The organism is Marinobacter sp. DSM 26671, assembly GCF_900112835.1.
GTDB classification, from domain to species: domain Bacteria; phylum Pseudomonadota; class Gammaproteobacteria; order Pseudomonadales; family Oleiphilaceae; genus Marinobacter; species Marinobacter flavimaris.
On the sequence record NZ_FONF01000003.1, the window covers coordinates 299,622 to 316,186 of the forward strand.

The 16,565-nt window shown below is 60.2% G+C and carries 13 protein-coding genes; 3 read left to right on the top strand and 10 right to left on the bottom strand.

The annotated features are described in order from the left end of the window. Positions 1-2: 2 nt before the first annotated feature. From BM035_RS05305 to BM035_RS05330, 6 genes are all read right to left on the bottom strand, one after another. A complete protein-coding gene (locus BM035_RS05305) occupies positions 3-995 on the bottom strand; it encodes a dihydroorotate dehydrogenase-like protein (RefSeq protein ID WP_053113209.1) in 993 nt (330 codons plus the stop codon). Then, positions 988-4,581, bottom strand: coding sequence for a pyruvate:ferredoxin (flavodoxin) oxidoreductase (gene nifJ / locus BM035_RS05310; RefSeq protein ID WP_053113210.1), 3,594 nt, complete (start codon positions 4,579-4,581; stop codon positions 988-990). The genes BM035_RS05305 and nifJ overlap by 8 nt, the downstream gene beginning before the upstream one ends. Positions 4,582-4,691: 110 nt before the next feature. Beyond that, entirely contained in the window at positions 4,692-5,810 is a 1,119-nt protein-coding gene (locus BM035_RS05315; RefSeq protein ID WP_053113211.1) for a tRNA-queuosine alpha-mannosyltransferase domain-containing protein, read from the bottom strand. A gap of 11 nt (positions 5,811-5,821) precedes the next feature. Further along, on the bottom strand, positions 5,822-7,006 hold the full coding sequence (locus BM035_RS05320; RefSeq protein WP_053113212.1) for an MFS transporter: 1,185 nt from the start codon (positions 7,004-7,006) through the stop codon (positions 5,822-5,824). Then, positions 7,003-7,800, bottom strand: a complete 798-nt coding sequence (locus BM035_RS05325; protein WP_041645695.1) for an ABC transporter permease — start codon at positions 7,798-7,800, stop codon at positions 7,003-7,005. Before BM035_RS05325 ends, BM035_RS05320 begins: the two co-directional genes overlap by 4 nt. Continuing rightward, entirely contained in the window at positions 7,787-8,395 is a 609-nt protein-coding gene (locus BM035_RS05330; protein WP_092030625.1) for an ABC transporter ATP-binding protein, read from the bottom strand. Before BM035_RS05330 ends, BM035_RS05325 begins: the two co-directional genes overlap by 14 nt. A gap of 89 nt (positions 8,396-8,484) precedes the next feature. Between BM035_RS05330 and BM035_RS05335 the strand changes: the two genes are divergently transcribed. Further along, positions 8,485-9,111 (top strand): hypothetical protein, encoded by a 627-nt coding sequence (locus tag BM035_RS05335; protein ID WP_053113213.1) that lies wholly within the window; start codon positions 8,485-8,487, stop codon positions 9,109-9,111. A 7-nt stretch (positions 9,112-9,118) separates the two neighbouring features. Here BM035_RS05335 and arsJ read toward each other — a convergent pair whose 3' ends face one another. The 3 genes from arsJ to BM035_RS05350 are packed head-to-tail and all read right to left on the bottom strand — an operon-like array spanning position 9,119 to position 12,129. Further along, positions 9,119-10,312, bottom strand: coding sequence for an organoarsenical effux MFS transporter ArsJ (arsJ, locus tag BM035_RS05340; RefSeq protein ID WP_053113214.1), 1,194 nt, complete (start codon positions 10,310-10,312; stop codon positions 9,119-9,121). Position 10,313: 1 nt separating this feature from the next. Next, the gene (locus BM035_RS05345) at positions 10,314-11,318 is read right to left on the bottom strand and encodes an ArsJ-associated glyceraldehyde-3-phosphate dehydrogenase (RefSeq protein ID WP_014578578.1); all 1,005 of its coding nucleotides are present in this window, start codon (positions 11,316-11,318) and stop codon (positions 10,314-10,316) included. A gap of 46 nt (positions 11,319-11,364) precedes the next feature. Continuing rightward, a complete protein-coding gene (locus tag BM035_RS05350; RefSeq protein WP_008172983.1) occupies positions 11,365-12,129 on the bottom strand; it encodes a metalloregulator ArsR/SmtB family transcription factor in 765 nt (254 codons plus the stop codon). 91 nt (positions 12,130-12,220) lie between these two features. On the opposite strand from BM035_RS05350, the gene arsB reads away from it, so the two are divergent. Together arsB and BM035_RS05360 are read left to right on the top strand one after the other, a co-directional pair. Next, positions 12,221-13,291: an ACR3 family arsenite efflux transporter gene (gene arsB / locus BM035_RS05355; RefSeq protein WP_008172984.1), complete on the top strand. Its 1,071-nt coding sequence runs from the start codon at positions 12,221-12,223 to the stop codon at positions 13,289-13,291. 129 nt (positions 13,292-13,420) lie between these two features. Beyond that, a complete protein-coding gene (locus BM035_RS05360) occupies positions 13,421-14,218 on the top strand; it encodes an undecaprenyl-diphosphate phosphatase (RefSeq protein WP_053113215.1) in 798 nt (265 codons plus the stop codon). Between the two features lie 12 nt (positions 14,219-14,230). Here BM035_RS05360 and uvrD read toward each other — a convergent pair whose 3' ends face one another. Then, a complete protein-coding gene (gene uvrD / locus BM035_RS05365) occupies positions 14,231-16,396 on the bottom strand; it encodes a DNA helicase II (protein ID WP_053113216.1) in 2,166 nt (721 codons plus the stop codon). Positions 16,397-16,565: the final 169 nt, after the last annotated feature.

Here is a 16,565-nt window from a genome sequence, read left to right on the forward strand (position 1 = left end):
CTCTATTTCCAGCCGTGCAGAAGGCGGGCGTAGTTAAGACGCTCCCAGGTTCGGGCATTGGGGGCGTTCGCCATTGACAGGACGCCCCGGGCTTCCGCCAGCGAGCGGTATCCCATTCCGGAGAGCCGAGCCGTCATTTCCCGGGTAATCCTCGACAGGGCGCCAGTACCCTCCGACAACACGGCCGAGACCACCTGCACAGCGGAAGCGCCCGAAAGAATGGCTTTTGCCGCATCGTCACCACTGTGAACGCCACCCGAAACCGCCATCTCCAGTGTTGTCTGGCCAAACAACATGGCGGCTGCGTGTAACCGCAACGGCAGCTCGGCACTGGTCGACAGCACCACCTCCCGGCTTAACTCCAGCTCATCCAGATCCATATCCGGCTGATAGAACCGGTTGAACAACACCACGCCCCGGGCCCCCGACTCTTCGATACCGGCGACGAACGCAGGCAAGGCCGAGTAGAAAGGCGATAGCTTGACGCTGACCGGAATGCTCACCTGCTCAGCCACTGACCTCACAACCGAGAGTTGTCTCTGTTCCAGTGCCTCCGCTGTTTCCTCCGGATCCGAGGCCAGGTCATAGAGATTCAGTTCGATAGCATGGGCGCCCGCCGCTTCCAGCTCACGTGCATGCCGGGTCCAGCCACCCGCTGAAATACCGTTGAGCGAGGCAATCACCGGCACACCCAGCGAATGTCGCAACAGCTCCAACCGCTGCAGGTAGCTGTCCGATCCCATCTCGAACAACTCGGATTCGGGAAAGAACGATCGGGCTTCGGCGTCCATGTTGATCCGCGAATCAATAAACCGGTGAGCCGCCATTTGCTCCTCCACCAACTGCTCCTCGAAGAGGGAATGCATCACCACGGCACCGGCGCCAGCGTCAACACAGGCCTTCAGCGCGTCCAGGTCATCGGTCAGGGGGCTGGCGCCGACCACAAGGGGGGAGCGAAGCTCCAACCCCAGCCAACGGGTTGCCAATTCAGTCATGACGTTCACCCTTTTCATTGTCAGCGTCAGAAGTTTCATGGGGCTCAAAGTGAATCCCCGCCAGCTGCTTGTAGAGCTCACGCTGTTCAGTGGCCGCCTCCGAAGCCGCAGCCACCAGCTGTTCATAGCGTTGGAGATCCCGCAGCTCCAGCATCCGGAAGCGGGCTTCTTCCTGCATGTAGGCTTTCATGGTGACTTTCTGACGCAGGGAGTCCAATTGCAGGGGCGGCAGCCCCTCGTGAATACGCCGGGGATCAAACCGGTACAGCGGCCAGGCCCAGCTGTCTACCGCCCGCTTCTGCTGTGCGGGCGAGTGCACCAGGTCGTAACCGTGGGCAATGCAGGGGCTGTGGGCGATGATCAGTGCCGGGCCGTCGAAGCTCTCGGCTTCCTGCAGGGCCTTGGTGGTGTGGTTGCTGTGGGATTGCATGGCAATCTGGGCCACGTAGACGTGACCATAACTCATGGCCAGCAGGCCCAGATCCTTCTTCCGGGTGGCCTTGCCGGCAGCGGCGAACTTGGCAATCGCACCCATGGGGGTGGCCTTGGACTGCTGCCCGCCGGTGTTGGAATAGACTTCGGTATCGAGTACCAACAGTTTCACATTCTGACCCGAGGCCAGGGCGTGGTCGAGACCGCCATAACCAATATCGTAGGCCCAGCCGTCGCCCCCTATTACCCAGACACTCTTCGGACAGAGCTCATCGGCCAGACTGTCCAGTTCCCGGGCCTCTGGCGTCTGCTTGTCTGCCAGCCAGTTCCGCAGCTGCTCAATGGCTGTGCGTCTGGCTGCCATTGCCCATTCATCAACGGTGGTGCAGGCGCTGGTCAGCTCCGGGTAGAGTCCGTCAGGTAGTTCTTCCCGGAACCCTTCCAGTAACTGCCAGGCCCGACCGACAAGCTTGTCCAGCCCCAGACGCATGCCCAGGCCCAGTTCCGCCGCGTCCTCAAACAACGAGTTGTTCCAGGTAGGACCACGGCCGTCGGCGTTCACTGTGTAAGGCGTGGTGGGCAGATTGCCACCATAGATCGAGGAACATCCGGTGGCATTGGCAATCAGCAACCGATCGCCCACCAGCTGGGTCAGCAGACGGATGTAGGGTGTTTCACCGCAGCCGGAGCAGGCGCCGGAATATTCGAACAGGGGAATCAGCAGCGGCAGGGATTTGAAGTCCCGGGGGATACGGTCTCTGGGCACAGCCGGCAATTGCCGGAAAAACGCCAGGTTCTCTGCCTCCACCTCACGGTGCGCTTCGATCGGCTGCATATTGATCGCTTTGCGTTTGGGCTGGGTGCGGTCCTTTGCCGGGCAGACCTCGACACACAGCCCACAACCGGTGCAGTCATCCGGCGCCACCTGAATCCGGTAATCCAGGCCCTCCAGTTCAGACGTCTGGGTTTCCGGCACCACCTCGAACGCCTCCGGCGCCCCTTTGACCGACTCGGGCTCAAACACCTTGCTGGTGATCGCGGTGTGCGGGCAAATCATCGCGCAGAAGTTGCACTGCACGCAGAGGTCGGATTCCCAGATCGGGATTTCCAGGGCGATGGTTCGCTTCTCGTACTGGCTGGTTCCCGTTGGCCAGGTACCGTCCGGCGGGAACGCACTGACCGGCAGTTTGTCACCCTGCCCCTCCAGTAACAGGCGAGTGACTTTCTGCACAAAGTCCGGCGCATTCTCGGGCACCCTTGGCGGTCGGGTGCGTGTTGCCGTCACCTTGTCCGGGACCGGCACCTCATGCAGGTTGTCCAGGGCCGAGTCCACCGCTTCCACGTTGCGGCGCACCACCTCCGGCCCACGGCGGCCCCAGGTTTTGCGAATGGATTCCTTGATATGGGCAATGGCCTCTTCCCGGGGCAGGATATCTGCCAGGGCGAAGAAGCAGACCTGCATCACGGTGTTGATCCGCCGCTCCAGACCCGCCTTTTCCGCCACCTCGGCGGCATCAATCACGAACAGCCGAGCCTTGCGCTCGACCAATACCCGCTGGACCTCGACCGAGAGCCGATCCCAGATCTCGTCCTTTGACCAGGGCACATTGAGCAGCACCGTGGCGCCCTCGGCAGCGTGTTCGAGCACATCAAACCGCTCCAGAAACTGGGGCGCGTGAATGGCGACAAACTGGGCCCTGTTGATCTGGTAACTGGAGCGGATCGGCAGCGGCCCAAATCTCAGATGGGAGACAGTGGTAGCGCCGGATTTCTTGGAGTCATAGACAAAATGGCCCTGGGCAAACAGCTCCGTGCCCTCACCCAGGATCTTGATGCTGGCCTTGTTGCTGCTGACAGTGCCATCGGCACCGAGACCGAAGAACAGCGCCCGGCGGGTTTTCGGGGATTCAATATCCAGTTCGCTATCCACCTCCAGGGAAAGGTGGCTGACATCGTCCCGCACGCCGACGGTGAAGCGGGTTTTCGGCGCTGCCGCTTTAAGTTCGTCGAAAATGGCGCAGACCATGGCCGGCGTAAACTCACGGGAAGACAGCCCATATCGGCCGCCAATCACCCGGGGCAGTACCTTCCGATCCCCCCGGCTGTAGGCCTCCATCAGGGCACCGCTGACTTCCAGCAACAAGGGCTCACCCTGGGCTCCCGGTTCCTTGGTGCGATCCAGCACCGCGAGATGTTCGACGGTATCGGGCAAAGCGTCCAGAAAACGCGACGTGGCAAAGGGCCGGAACAGGCGGACCTTGAGAACCCCGACCTTCTCACCCTGCGCCAGCAGCCACTCCACCGTTTCATGGGCGCATTCGGCCCCGGAACCCATCAGGATGACCACTCTGTCGGCCTCAGGGTGCCCAACATAATCAAACAGACGGTATTGCCGACCGGTGATACCGGCGAAACGGTCCATCACGGCTTCAAGCTTCCCCGGGAATGCCTGATAGAAGGGATTGATGGCCTCCCGGGCCTGGAAGAAGGCGTCCGGGTTCTGGGAGGTGCCGCGAACCACTGGCCGGTCCGGTGTCATCCGGCGGCTGCGATGTGCTTCAACTCCGTCGTGCGATACCAGCGCCTGCAAATCCTGGTCACTGAGCGCCGCAATCTTGGAGATTTCATGGGAGGTGCGAAAGCCGTCGAAGAAATGCATCACCGGCACCCGGCTTTCCAGGGTGACGGCGTGGCCGATGGCCGCAAGGTCCTGGGCCTCCTGTACCGACCCCGAAGCCAGCAGGGCAAAGCCGGTACCGCGGGCACTCATTACATCGGAATGGTCGCAGAAGATCGACAAGGCATGGGTGGCAACGCTGCGCGCAGCAATATGCATGCAGAAGGGCGACAGCTCACCGGCAATCTTGTACAGATTGGGCAGCATCAGCAGCAGCCCCTGGGACGCAGTAAAGGTGGTCACCAGTGAACCGGCCTGCAGTGCCCCGTGCATGGCACCCGCGGCACCAGCCTCGGACTGCATTTCGACCACACTTGGCACCTGCCCCCAGAGATTGGGCTTGCCCAGGGCCGCCCAGTCATCGGCATGCTCGCCCATGACCGAAGCAGGGGTAATCGGATAGATGGCAATGGTCTCGCTCAGGCGATAAGCCACCGAAGACACCGCTTCATTGCCATCGAGGGTATGAAACTCCATGGCCACAACTCCTTGTGGTGAGGCCGAAAGACAGTTCTGAGTCTAGTATCGGCCGGGCCAACCGCAAAGGAACGGGATTGATCTGAGACAGATTTGAGGAAGAAACAGGTTCAGGAACTGGCTGATCCTGCCTGAATCAAATCCTGGAACAGGGAATGATAATCGCCGGCCAGGCTGGATGCCCGCCAATCCTCCGGCGGGCAGGCCAGAAGCTGTCCTTCCAGCAGCTGTTCAAGCGTGTCGGCAACCACTTCAGCCTCCATCGCCGCATTTTCCTGATGACTCTCATAGCGACACAGATCCGGCACGTATTCGCGATAGGCCAGGCGATCCGGCGCCAGTGGCACGCAACCTGAAGCCATGGCTTCCAGCATCGACAGCCCCTGGAAATCGTGCAGTGCCGTGGAGATCACAATATCGGCCTGACGCAGCAACTGATCATAGTCTTCACGATTCTCGAAAAACCCCCAGTGTTCGATGCAAGGACCAAACTGTTCCCGGATCCGGTCAAATGCCTTCGGATAGCTGCGAAATCGCTCACCCACCACACTCAACCTGAACGGCATCGAACGCTGGTCCAGCACCTGCAGGAACTTCAGCAGACGGTCAGGCCCCTTGTCATATTCCCAGCGATGGTTCCAGAGCAGATGGGGGCAGGCCCGGTTCATAAGTGGCCGGCGATCAGCAAACAACCGGTCCTCGATCGGCACCGGTATCACCCTCGACTTGTCCCGCAGGGTTTCGATCAGGCCCTCGGGCACTGCGTCGGGCAGCTTCTTGAGGAAAGAGTCGGCGCCAGCCAGAAAACTGTCCCGGTTCCAGCCACTGTTGAACACGACACAATCGGCCGAAAGCGCGCTGTACAGGTTCACCATCTGCGGATCGGCACTGGCGTTCTGGCCACTGGATACCGGGAAGGCGAACTGGTTTTCATGCATGTACAGCAGGCAGGGGGTATTGGCCAGGCGCGGATGTAGCCCCCGCAAGGTTGCCAGGTCCACCATGGAGGTGGCGATGATCAGATCCCAGGATTCCTGCAGGAGCGGCTCATTCAGCCAGCTCAGTGGATTGCCACGGATACGCCAGCGGAAGAATCTTGGCGGCAAAGCAAGAAACTGCCATTCATAACGCGGAAACATGGCGCTCAACTGCTCCCGCCAGCGCCTGTGACTGGCGGCATCGTAGCCAGACAGAAGGAGTATTCTCGGCGTGGTTCCAGAGGTCGTCATACGATGTCTCACTAACCAGCCTGAATCTCAGGCCGAGCCCGGGAGAGTGCCCAAAGCCCGAGCACCGGACCGGGGAACAGCAGGAGAACCACCCAGACATTCAACTGGCCCCAGAGCCCACTGGTCAGCCAGATGGCCGGCAGCGTCAGACCAAACCCGACCGCATTCATCACCGCCAGAGAGGAGCCTACCGACTCCCTCGGCGCCGTTGCCGAGGCCAGCGCCGAGAATTGAGGTGAGTCGGCAACCACAGCAATGCCCCAGACAATGAGCAAAACGATCAGCAAGGCCGGCGATAGTCCGTTCAGCCAGGGGTAAACCAGGCAGAAGGCCCCGGACACCATCAGGGCTCGCCGGGCCACCCATTCACTACCCCGTGTTCGGCTGAGCCGGCCACCACCGACGCAACCTGCCGCACCAATGCCAATGACAGCAAACGACAACCAGGGAATAAGTGCGTCACTCTGCCCCATCCGCTGCAGCTCCCGGCCGATGAGCAGGGGTGTTAATGTCCAGAACGCGTAGAGCTCCCACATATGGCCGAAGTAACCACCGGCCACTGCCCGGAATCTCGGGATGCGCAGAGCCGCCAGCCCCTGGCTGAGGGGCAATCGCCCGCTGCTTCTAGGCAGGTGCGGGCCGTCACCCAGCAGAAACACCAGCAGCCCTCCGGCCACGGCAAGACAGGACGCCGCCATCAGCGGCCACTCCCAGGGCATGCCCAGGGTTGCTCCGCGCATCAGGTGGGGCAGCGCCGTTCCCAGTGTCAGCATGCCCACCAGCCAGGCCAGGGCAGCCCCGGCATACTTTGGCGTCCAGGCAATGACCATTTTCATGCCCAGGGGATAGATCCCGGCCAGACACAGCCCGGTGGCAAAGCGCAGGAGGAAATCGAGCGGCGGCGCACCGGCAGCGAAAATAAATCCACCGTTAACCAGAGCCCCCAACAGGCTCGACAGCGCAAAGATCCGACTCGCGCCAAAGCGGTCGGCCAGGCCGGTCACCGCAATGGTCAGGGTGCCTGCGATAAACCCGGCCTGCACCGCCAATGTCAGCCGCCCGAGATCACTTTCGGTCAGGCCAAGCTCGCCGGCCAGCGACAACCAGACACCGTTGATACTGAACCAGAGCGAAGTGCCGAAAAGCTGGGCCAGAACGATCACAGGGAGGGGGTAACGTCGTAGCAGGTCGATCATTGTTTCACCAGTCGGTCCAGTCGCAGGCGCTCCCGGTCGTCGAACAGTCTTCGCCCGCCCCAGGAAACTGCCATCAGGGCACCGAATCCGGTGCCGACGGTGATGATCAGCATCACCAGAATCTGGTATTTCACCGCCACTGCCGGCGGGCTGCCTGCGAGAATCTGGCCGGTCATCATACCGGGCAGGCTGACGATGCCGGCAGCGGCCATGGCGTTGATGGATGGCATCATACCACTGCGCATGGCGTCCCTCCGGATATCCTCCAGCGCCTGCTTCCAGGTCTGGCCCAGCATCAGGCGGTTCTCGATGACGGCCCGCTGCCGCCAGACCGATTCGTTCAAACGATCCAGCGCCAGGCTGACGCCTGTCATGGTGTTTCCGAGCATCATGCCCAGAAGGGGAATGGCATACTGTGGGGTGTACCAGGGGTCTGGGCCGATCACTACCGAGAGCGCCAGTACCGTCACCGAGAAGGACGATACGAACATCGATCCGGTGCCGATACCGAACGCCCACCAGCCCTGGAGTCTTCGGCCCTGACGTGCCACAACCTCCCGGCCGGCAACCAGAAGCATGACCAGGGCCATCAGGGCGATCCAGTAGAACCCGGACGACGCAAACAGTGCCTCCAGAACCAGCCCGATCAGCGCCAGCTGAATCACCGTTCGAAGTGCAGCGATCAACAGGTTTCGGGTAATGCCCAGCCGGGCCAGATACCCCGTCCCAGCCAGGGCGAGCACCAGCAGCGCCGCCAGCCCCAACTTCCACCAGGCCAGATCAATCACTTCCATCTGCGCGCTCCAGACTGGTGCCAAGAATCCGGTAATGGGCATCGGCCACCCGATGAATCTGGCCAACATCATGGGCGACCCAGAGCACTGCGATCTGCCGCCTCCGGATTTCCTCAAGCAACCAGGTTTCAATCGCTTCTGTGCTGTCGTTGTCGAGGTTGGCGGTGGGTTCGTCCAGTAAGAGAACCTCAGGCTCAAGCAGCAGGGCCCGCCAGAGCGCCAGCCGCTGCCGCTCACCGGAAGACAACCGGCTTACCGACCACTCCAGCACCTCGGACGGGAAGCCCAGCGCTGACGGCAAATCTGCCTTCACATGATCCGGGAAGTGACCTCCAACCTCATCAAACCACCACTGGCTGTCTGCCGGCACCATCACCACCCGGCTTCGCCATTGGTGGGCGGGCAAATCCTCCTGGCAGGTATCAGCCACAGACACGGTGCCCCCATGGGGCTCCAGGTCCGCCACGGCTCTCAGCAGCCGACTCTTGCCACTGCCTGACGGACCGGACAGACAGACAACCTGTCCACCAGGTACCGTCAAAGACACGTTACTGAGAGTGCCAACACAGAGATTTTTCAGGACCAAATCTGTCAAGATAGCCTCATCAGGGCTCGCCAATGTTCATAACGGATATACCATTGCACAGTGTCCTGCCAACAACCAGCCACACAGGCCAGGGATGTATGAAGCTTCGATCTCTTGTTACGTTCACACTGGCAGTTGCACTGATTGCCCCGCCGTTGGCAGCAGAGGTCAGTCTGGCACCGTTTGCCGGTTTTCGCATGAGCAGTTCGGTGGATATCGAGACCGCTGGCGCCAGCACCTCAGACCAGATCGACTTCCGGGATTCTGCCAGCCAGGGACTGGTGTTCAATTTTGATCTGGCGGAGCCCGGCAAACAGGGAGAGATTTATTTCGGCCGGCAAAGCACCTCGGCCCGACTGGACAATGGTCTGTTTGCACCGGGCCAGGATTCCATCGACCTGACCATTTACCAGCTACAGTTCGGCGGGCTGTATTTCCCGGGTGGCCAGAATCATGGCGGGTTTGTCTCTGGCGTGTTCGGCCTTACCCGCCTAGAGCCGGACGATTCACGGTATGAAACCCACCACCGGGCCGCCCTGTCCATTGGCGGCGGGTACCAGTTTTTCCTGACTGAACAACTGCGCCTGAGGCTGGATCTGCGCGGTGTTTACACAGCCCTGAACTCGGGCGGTTCCGCGTTTTGCTCCGGCGGCTGCGAACTCAGATTCGACAGCAGCGGCTACCTGCAGGTGGAAGCCGCCGCAGGGCTGGCCATTCGGTTCTGAGGCCCGGTCAGGCCGTCAATGGCCGCCGCTGGGGCAACAAAACCGACAGCAACGCGGCCATGGCCACCAGACCCGACGATATCCACAAGCAGGCCTCCAGCCCCCAGGCCTGGTAGACCCACCCTGACAGAATGGTTCCCAGCAGCCGGCCGGCGGCATTGGACATGTAATAGAACCCCACATCCAGCGACACGCCATCACCACGGGCATAGCTGACAATCAAATAACTGTGCAAAGAGGAGTTGACGGCAAACAGCACGCCAAACAACAGCAGGCCACCAACAATCACGAACTGGGGTGACCAACCCGCTGCCAGGCCGATGGCAATCGCTGCCGGAATCAGCGCCAGCGCTGCTGCCCAGAGCACAGCAGGCTGTTTGCCTTCCATGTTGCCGGTGATGCGCGGGGCAATGGTCTGGATAAAGCCATAGCCGATAATCCAGCTCGCCATAAAGCCGCCTACTTTCCAGAAATCCCAGCCAAAGACCGTGTGCAGGTATACTGGCAAGGCCACCACAAACCAGACATCCCGGGCGCCGAACAGAAACATCCGGGCTGCGGACAAAACGTTGATGGCCCGGCTTTTGGAGAGGATCTCGCTGAACTTCGGTTTGGCTTTGCTCTTGCCCAGATCCTGTCCCAGCAGGAACAGGCTGGACAGCCAGACCAGTCCCAAAGCCACCGCCATGATAATCACGGCACCCTTGAAGCCGGCCGCCATCAGCAGGAGCCCACCGAGGAAAAAGCCCACACCTTTGAGGGTATTCTTGGAGCCCGTCAGAATGGCCACCCACTTGTACAGGGTGCCCTGCTGCTCATCCGGCACCAGCAGCTTGATGCCGCTCTTGGCGGACATCTTGTTCAGATCCTTGGCAATGCCTGAGAGCGCCTGCGCCGCCATTACCCAGGGCACGGTCAGCATCGCCGCCGGTACCGCCAGCATGGCCAGCGCCACAATCTGCAGGAACAACCCGATGTTCATGGTGCGGTTCAGCCCCATGCGGGCGCCCAGGTAACCACCCACCAGATTGGTGACCACCCCGAAGAACTCGTAAAAGACGAACAGCAGGGCGATTTCCAGGGGCGAGTAGCCCAACTGGTGAAAATGCAGCACTACCAGCATCCGCAGGGCGCCATCGGTAAGGGTGAAAGCCCAGTAGTTGCCGGTGATTACCAGGTAGTGTCGGATGGCAGCCGTCATATCAGGCCAGACCCACCCTGCGCGCCAGTTCCGCGGTGCGGTTGGCGTAGCCCCATTCGTTGTCGTACCAGGCGTAGATTTTCACCTGGGTGCCATTCACCACCATGGTGGACAGGGCATCGACGATGGAGGAACGCGGGTCGGTCTTGTAATCGATCGACACCAGCGGTCGCTCTTCGTAACCCAGGATGCCTTTGAGCTCGCCTTCCGCGGCTTCTTTCAAGAGCTGGTTTACTGTATCCCTGTCCGTGGCCGTTTCAACTTCAAACACGCAATCGGTGAGCGACGCATTGGTCAGCGGAACGCGCACGGCATGGCCATCCAGACGCCCTTTCAGCTCGGGGAATATTTCGATAATCGCCGTTGCCGAACCGGTGCTGGTAGGAATCAGTGAACTCCCGCAGGCCCGCGCCCGGCGCAGGTCCTTGTGGGGCGCATCAATAATGGTCTGGGTGTTGGTCAGGCTGTGAATGGTGGTGATAGAGCCGTGCTTGATGCCCAGCTTCTCGTGAATCACCTTTACCACCGGTGCCAGGCAGTTGGTGGTGCAGGAAGCAGCGGTCACAATGCGGTCGCTGGCCGGCTCGAAAATATCGTCGTTCACACCAACCACAATGTTCTTGGCGCCCGCCTCCTTCACCGGTGCGGTGACCACGACGCGTTTCACGCCCTGATCCAGATACGCCTGCAGGGCACTGACCTTCTTGTTGACGCCACTGGCCTCGATCACCAGATCGCAGCCGGACCAGTCAGTTTCGCCAATGGTGCGGTTATGGGTCACGCGGATGCGCTTCCCTTCGATCTCGATCTCCGTTCCATCGGCTGTTGCGTCATGGCTCCAACGACCATGGATGCTGTCAAAGTTGAGCAGATGCGCCAGCGTAGCTGCGTCGGCACCCGGATCGTTGATGGCTACAAACTCCATGTCTGGCCAGCCCCAGGCGGCCCGCAAGGCCAGACGACCGATACGGCCGAATCCATTAATGCCTACTTTGATCTTGCTCATGTTGTGCTCCTGATAAACCTGTTCCGTACATTAGACCCTGCGGACATTACAGACATTGGACAGATGGGCGGTCTGCCATGGCCTGCAATCGCGCAAGCGGGTTCTCTATCAATCGGCCGTTATGGCTGGCGGTTTCATCCAGCACCCGGGCCAGCCACTGCGGAATGCCCGGGTTCAGGGAATAGTAGATCCACTGGCCCCGACGCTCCGTGGCCAGCAGGCCGGCATCCCGCAACGTGGCCAGATGCCGGCTGACTTTCGGCTGGGGCGCTTCAAAGGCTTCGGTAAGCTCGCAGACACAGAGTTGCCCCTGGCTGCGGATCATTAACAGCGCCGCAAGGCGGAAATCGTCGGCCAGCGCCTTGAACACCGTGACCGGGTCATAGCTGGCGGGTTTCGCTCCAGTTTCTTTCTGATGAATGAGTGCGAACAGGGCGACTCGCTCTTTGATCTCCTTAAGCCTGAGGGCGAAAGTGGAATGGCGGTTTGCTGGTACCGGATCGGCAAAATCCCAGGCAATCTGCTGGGCCGGCTGGCAGACCGCACCGCACTCGCTGGAAGCTTTCTCGCAGAGGGTAATCACGTAATCCCAATACTGTTCCTGCAAATCTGCCAACCGCTTGCTAGAAAGCCCTTCCGTCGATACGCCGGCTTCCTCAAGAACCTGCAATGCCATCGGGTGGGGCTCGGTTGGCTCGGTACCGGCGCTGGCCACTTCAAACCGGTCCCCGGCTATGTCCCGCAGCAAGGCTTCTGCCATAAGAGAACGGGCACTGTTGGCGGTACAGACAAACAAAACGCGGCGCTTCATATCTGCTTCCCCATATATTCGGCTTTATGGATATCCAATTTTGTGCATAATAGATTCAGTCTCCCTACGAGTAAAGGAATCATCAAATACGATGAGCACCAACACAGAAATAACCCGGGCTGAAGACGCCGACGGCGGCATGGATTTGTTCGGCAAGTTCCTGTCGGTATGGGTAGCCCTGGCCATCATCGCCGGCGTGGCGCTCGGTCAGCTCGCACCAGTGGTACCCGAGACCCTGTCCCGTTTCGAATACGCGCAGGTCTCCATCCCCATCGCCATTCTGATCTGGGCGATGATTTTCCCGATGATGGCGCAGATTGATTTCAGTGCGGTGGTCGGTGTACGGAAAGAACCGAAAGGCCTGGCGATCACTACCATCGTCAACTGGCTGATCAAGCCCTTCACCATGTTTGCCATTGCCTGGTTCTTTCTGATGGTGGTGTTCGAGCCATGGATCGCGCCGGGACTGGCCAGCGAGTACCTGGCCGGGGCGATCCTGTTGGGTGCGGCGCCCTGCACCGCCATGGTGTTCGTGTGGAGCTTCCTGACCAAAGGCGATGCCGCCTACACTCTGGTGCAGGTATCGCTTAACGACATCATCATGCTGTTTGCCTTCGCGCCTATTGTTGTTTTCCTGCTGGGCATTTCCGACATCCAGGTGCCCTGGGATACCGTGCTGCTGTCCGTCGTCCTGTACATCGTGATTCCGCTAACAGCCGGCTACCTGACCCGTCGCGCCCTGATTTCGCGCCACGGTCAGCAATGGTATGACGACGTTTTCATGAAGCGCCTCAGCCCAGTCACCCCGGCGGCGCTGATCGTCACCCTTGTGCTGCTGTTCGCCTTCCAGGGCGAAGTGATCCTGAATAATCCCCTGCACATCGTGCTGATCGCCGTGCCATTGATCGTTCAGACCTTCCTGATTTTCTTCCTGGCCTACGGTTGGGCGAGGCTATGGAAAGTCCGCCATTGCATCGCTGCGCCAGGCGCCATGATTGGTGCCAGCAACTTCTTCGAACTGGCCGTGGCTGCGGCCATCGCATTGTTCGGCCTGCAATCCGGCGCAGCGCTGGCAACCGTCGTCGGGGTTCTGGTGGAGGTACCTCTGATGCTGGTGCTCGTTCGCATCGCCAACAAGACCCGGGATCGGTTCCCGGCATAAATCGCGGCGGCCAGCGCCGGGCTTTTGGTCACGGCGCTGACCTCACTCGCATTACCTGTTCAGCTCACCGTCACCCTGCTAATATCGCGGCCACATTTCTGACGCACTGACTCTGACGGAATCCACGCAATGGACGTTTTCCAGGCCCTTTTCCTTGGCCTTCTCCAGGGACTGACCGAATTCCTGCCCATCTCCAGCTCCGCTCACCTGATCCTCACCCCGGCGCTGTTCGGCTGGACCGATCAGGGCGTAGGCTTCGACCTGTCGGTGCACGTCGGGACCTTACTGGCGGTTGTGCTCTATTTCCGAAGGGATGTTTTTGGTATTGCCCGGGACGGTCTGATTTCCGTCAGCCGCCGCAAAATCGTTGGCCAGGGCGCCCTGGCCTGGTACCTCGTCATCGGCACCATCCCTGCGGGCCTGGCCGGCCTGGCGTTGCTGGATATGATCGACAATGAACTCCGGGCGGTGGAAGTCATCGTCTTCACCACCCTGTTCTTCGGCCTGCTCCTCGGCCTTGCAGACTGGCTGCCCAAACGTCAGCGCACCCTCGACAAACTGAACTGGAAAGACGCCGTCCTGGTAGGCATTGCCCAGGCCATGGCCCTCGTCCCCGGCACCTCCCGTTCCGGCGTAACCATCACCGCCGGCCTGTTCCTGGGCATGACCCGCGAAACCGCCTCCAGGTTCTCATTCCTGTTGGCAATTCCCATCATCGTGCTGGCATCGGCGGTGAAACTGCTGGAAGTAGCAACTTCGGATGTGATCGTCGACTGGAGTGGTTTTCTGATTGGCGGGGTGACTTCGTTCCTTATGGCCATTACCGCGATCCACTTCTTCCTGAAGTGGCTCAACAAGGTAGGCATGTGGCCGTATGTTATCTATCGGATTGTTCTGGCGGGTGTGATTTACGCAGTTCTGATGTAGGCCTGCTTACAATTAGCAGGCCTCTAGAGGCGCATACGCCAGAACCAGCCACTTGGCGCCCTCATCAAAATTCACCTGCACCCGAGTATGGTGCCCGGTGCCCTCCGAATTCATCACGATACCCTCGCCAAACTTGGGATGGCGCACCCGCTGCCCCAGGCTAAACCCGGATTGCTGTGCTGAATCCTGACTGAACATGCTTTGGTTGGGGCGTTCGACCATGGCCGGACGGGTGACGGTATTGCGCAGCCGCACTTCCTGCAGACAGTCGCCCGGAATCTCCCGCACAAACCGGGACAACGCGTTGAACTTTTCCTGACCGTACAAACGCCGGGATTCGGCGTAAGTGAGTACCAGCTTCTTCATGGCCCGGGTTATGCCCACGTAGGCCAATCGGCGCTCCTCCTCCATGCGACCCGGCTCTTCCAGGGACATGCCGTGGGGAAACAGCCCCTCTTCCACGCCGGCCAGGAACACCAGGGGAAACTCCAGGCCCTTGGCAGAGTGCAGGGTCATCAGCTGAACGCTGTCTTCATGATCCCCGGCCTGGGACTCACCCGCATCCAGAGCCGCCTGGGCAATGAATTCCGACAGCGCGTCGACGCCATCCTCCACTTCGTAATCAGACAGGGCATTCACCAGTTCCTCGAGGTTTTCCACCCGGGCCTGGCCTTTCTCGCCTTTTTCGCTGGCGTGATAATCCTTCAAGCCGCTGTTTTCGATGGTCTGCTTCATCAGGCCATGCAATGACGCATCGCCGACCATTTCGGAGAGGCCTTCGATGATGGCAATGAAAGACTGCAGGCCGGTTTTGGCCCGGCCTTTCACCTGCCCGGCGTCCAGCAGCCGCTCGGCGGATTCCCACAAGGAGATGCTTTGCTCGGTGGCGTATTCCCGAAGCTCCGCGAGGCTCTTTGCGCCAATGCCGCGGGGCGGCACATTCACCACTCGCTCAAATGCCGCATCGTCGCGACGATACTGGACCAGCCTCAGGTACGCCAGGGCGTTTCGGATTTCCTGGCGGTCATAGAAACGCAGACCTCCATAGACCCGATATGGGATCCCCTGGCGCATCAGCGATTCTTCCAGCACCCGGGACTGGGCGTTGGAGCGATAGAGAATCGCGGATTCACTGCGCAGATTGCCGTCCTGCACCCAGGCGGAAATGCTGTCGGCAATGTAGTTGGCTTCGTCCTGTTCGTTGAACGCCGCGTAAAGGCTGATCGGTTCGCCTTCCGGACCGTCGGTCCAGAGCTCCTTGCCCAGCCGGCCCTGGTTGTTGGCGATCACCGCGTTGGCCGCCTTCAGGATCATCTGGGTGGAGCGGTAATTCTGCTCCAGACGCACCAACCGGGCATTGGGGAAATCCCGCTGGTACTGCTGGATGTTTTCGACCTTGGCGCCCCGCCAGCCGTAGATAGACTGATCGTCGTCCCCCACCACCGTCATTGGCACGCGATTGCTGGCCAGCACCTGCAGCCAGGCGTATTGAATGGTGTTGGTGTCCTGAAACTCGTCCACCAGGATATGCTGGAACCGGCTCTGGTAATGGGCCAGCAGCTCCGGACGATGCAGCCACAGTTCATGGGATCGCAGCAACAACTCGCCAAAATCCACCAGACCACCCTGCTGGCAGAGTTTTTCGTACTGGCGATAGATCTTCAGCATGATCGACAGGAAATGGTCGCCCGGATTCTCCTGGATATGATCCGCCCGCAGCCCTTCGTCCTTCTGGCTACTGATAAACCACTGGGCCTGCTTCGGCGGCCACTTGCTCTCATCAATCTGGTTTTCCCGCATCACCCGCTTGATCAGCCGCAGCTGGTCGTCACTGTCCAGAACCTGGAAGTTCTCCGGCAAGCCAGCGTCTTTCCAGTGCGAGCGCAACAGACGGTGCGCGATGCCATGAAAGGTGCCAAACCAGAGGCCGCGAGCCGGAATGTCCATCATCTGCTCAATGCGGTAACGCATCTCCTTGGCGGCCTTGTTGGTAAACGTAACCGCCAGGATGCCAGTGGGCGGCACCCGATCCACGGTCATCAACCAGGCGATCCGGTGCACCAGAACACGGGTTTTACCACTTCCTGCACCTGCCAGAACCAAAAGGTGATCGTTCTGAGCGGTAACAGCTTCACGCTGGGCATCGTTCAACGGATCGATGATGTGGGAGACGTCCATAAAGAATCGGTTCGCTACTGGTTAAATAAACAGGTCTGAGAGTATAACAGGAGAAATGCGGGATTTCTTTTGGGCTTGGGTTAGCCCTTTTCTTGAGGGGAAAAGCACGAGGGCGGGGCTCTGTTCAGGACACGCTACGAGCACATCCATGTGCGCTTGGCTGTGGCCA

Bases quoted from the DNA above. Each gene is read 5' to 3' on its own strand.
- BM035_RS05305 (WP_053113209.1), bottom strand. From the start codon at position 995: ATGACTGAATTGGCAACCCGTTGGCTGGGGTTGGAGCTTCGCTCCCCC.
- nifJ (WP_053113210.1), bottom strand. From the start codon at position 4,581: ATGGAGTTTCATACCCTCGATGGCAATGAAGCGGTGTCTTCGGTGGCT.
- BM035_RS05315 (WP_053113211.1), bottom strand. From the start codon at position 5,810: ATGACGACCTCTGGAACCACGCCGAGAATACTCCTTCTGTCTGGCTAC.
- BM035_RS05320 (WP_053113212.1), bottom strand. From the start codon at position 7,006: ATGATCGACCTGCTACGACGTTACCCCCTCCCTGTGATCGTTCTGGCC.
- BM035_RS05325 (WP_041645695.1), bottom strand. From the start codon at position 7,800: ATGGAAGTGATTGATCTGGCCTGGTGGAAGTTGGGGCTGGCGGCGCTG.
- BM035_RS05335 (WP_053113213.1), top strand. From the start codon at position 8,485: ATGAAGCTTCGATCTCTTGTTACGTTCACACTGGCAGTTGCACTGATT.
- arsJ (WP_053113214.1), bottom strand. From the start codon at position 10,312: ATGACGGCTGCCATCCGACACTACCTGGTAATCACCGGCAACTACTGG.
- BM035_RS05345 (WP_014578578.1), bottom strand. From the start codon at position 11,318: ATGAGCAAGATCAAAGTAGGCATTAATGGATTCGGCCGTATCGGTCGT.
- BM035_RS05350 (WP_008172983.1), bottom strand. From the start codon at position 12,129: ATGAAGCGCCGCGTTTTGTTTGTCTGTACCGCCAACAGTGCCCGTTCT.
- arsB (WP_008172984.1), top strand. From the start codon at position 12,221: ATGAGCACCAACACAGAAATAACCCGGGCTGAAGACGCCGACGGCGGC.
- BM035_RS05360 (WP_053113215.1), top strand. From the start codon at position 13,421: ATGGACGTTTTCCAGGCCCTTTTCCTTGGCCTTCTCCAGGGACTGACC.
- uvrD (WP_053113216.1), bottom strand. From the start codon at position 16,396: ATGGACGTCTCCCACATCATCGATCCGTTGAACGATGCCCAGCGTGAA.